The organism is Deferribacterota bacterium, assembly GCA_034189185.1.
GTDB lineage: Bacteria > Chrysiogenota > Deferribacteres > Deferribacterales > UBA228 > UBA228.
The window spans coordinates 1-1,621 of sequence record JAXHVM010000294.1 but is presented as its reverse complement, the minus strand read 5'-3'; the positions used below and the strand labels follow the sequence as shown (position 1 = coordinate 1,621).

At 26.8% G+C, this 1,621-nt stretch carries 1 protein-coding gene and 1 tRNA gene; one reads left to right on the top strand and one right to left on the bottom strand.

Annotated features, from left to right (window positions below; translation table 11 throughout):
* Window positions 1–288 precede the first annotated feature (288 nt).
* Window positions 289–362 (bottom strand) — tRNA-Arg (locus SVN78_11025).
* Between the two features lie 166 nt (window positions 363–528).
* Here SVN78_11025 and SVN78_11020 point away from each other — a divergent pair.
* A complete protein-coding gene (locus SVN78_11020; protein ID MDY6822137.1) occupies window positions 529–1,287 on the top strand; it encodes a hypothetical protein in 759 nt (252 codons plus the stop codon).
* Window positions 1,288–1,621 lie beyond the last annotated feature (334 nt).

The following is a 1,621-nucleotide window of genomic DNA, read 5'->3' as shown; positions in this document are numbered from 1 at the left end:
TTGGTGCCACCCCTATACTATCAGGTGTCTCTGCAAATGCAGCAAAAAACCTTGTAAGGATTGGGGTTAAATTTGATTTTGTTACAAAGGGAAGCCTATCTGAGGCTATAAACTATGTGAAACAATTAAATGTTAATAAGTAATTATTAATTAATTATTCACTAGCGGAAAGAGAGAGCATTGACTAAAGAACAAATCAATGATCCCAATATATTAATCCTGCAATTGTAAATTAAGTGTTTATGCACAAAATATGAAAAATATTTAAATATAAAAAATATGTAATAACGGGCGATGAGGGATTTGAACCCTCAACCTCAGGTTCCGGAGACCTGCGCTCTATCCAACTGAGCTAATCGCCCTAAATATGCATTTAAATATAAGCATAAAATAAGAATATTTAATGATCAATATCTGTCAACTTCAAAAAATTCTAATATTTAAAAACTACTAAATATATTTTATATTTACATAATTATTTAAATAATTTAATAAAATAAATATTTAATTATATATAAGAGGAGAAAAATGAAAAAAACAATACTTTTCTTTTTACTTATTATTTTTAATATCACTATCAGTGGATATGCAACTGAATATGGAATTGGCGGTGAATATCTAAAAAATTCTAAAAGTATTACATTAAACAAAACAGAGAAAAAAATTTTATCAGATCTACAAGAAGCACTTATAGAAGCAAAGAAAAGTAATTATGATCCTGCAGAAACAATATATGCACTTGATGCGATTGAGTTTACTGCGCAGACTGTTAGTTCTACCCTTTTGCTTAATCTAGTTCAGCCATTTATTATCGCCTTAAAAAAGGCGCCTACTAATATAATAGAAAGAATTTTTCCTATGATTCAAAAGACAGTTCAATCATCACTGAACAACACTTCAATAAATTTACAAAAAGATTTAATTATGCTTAAAGAATTAGATTTTGCTCTTAACAATGCAATATATAAAGGCTACCCAAAGCAAGATGTTATTATTGTATTAAATCAATTAGAAAAAATAGTTAAACAAAATGATACCCCACAAGGATTTTTAACATCACTAATAAATAACATTATTGATCTTTTCAGGTCTATTATATCATTACCGGTTAGCTTTATCTTTCAAACTGGTATTATAAATGACACTATAGACATAATTAATACTACTATAGAAGATATTAGGAATAGGCTAGAAAGGCTTAGGAATAATCAATCTAGTTTAATAAATTATAGGGGAGAAAGTTCTTTTGATTTTAAAAATTATAATAGAAAAGAAGCAGTTAAATGATCAATCATATATCAAAATCAATACTTAATACTATTAGTATAATCTAGCATAAAATACTTTTTATCTTAACGTTGTCTAATAAGTCTAATAATAACTATTCTAACATGAACTATTTTTATTTATGATTATAATAATAAATGATACTTTTTTAAGTAAGAGCTAACAGGTAATATGGATTATAGCGTTAACATCTTTCATATTCTCCAAGTTGTTAATATAGTCTAATAAATCTCCTGTTTTCATTACTTTCAACTCGACATTTTTCTTTTTTGCTTTTTTATAAACCTTTTTATCAATTGGGAGTGCCCCTTGGAAGCCTGTCCCTATAAGCAAA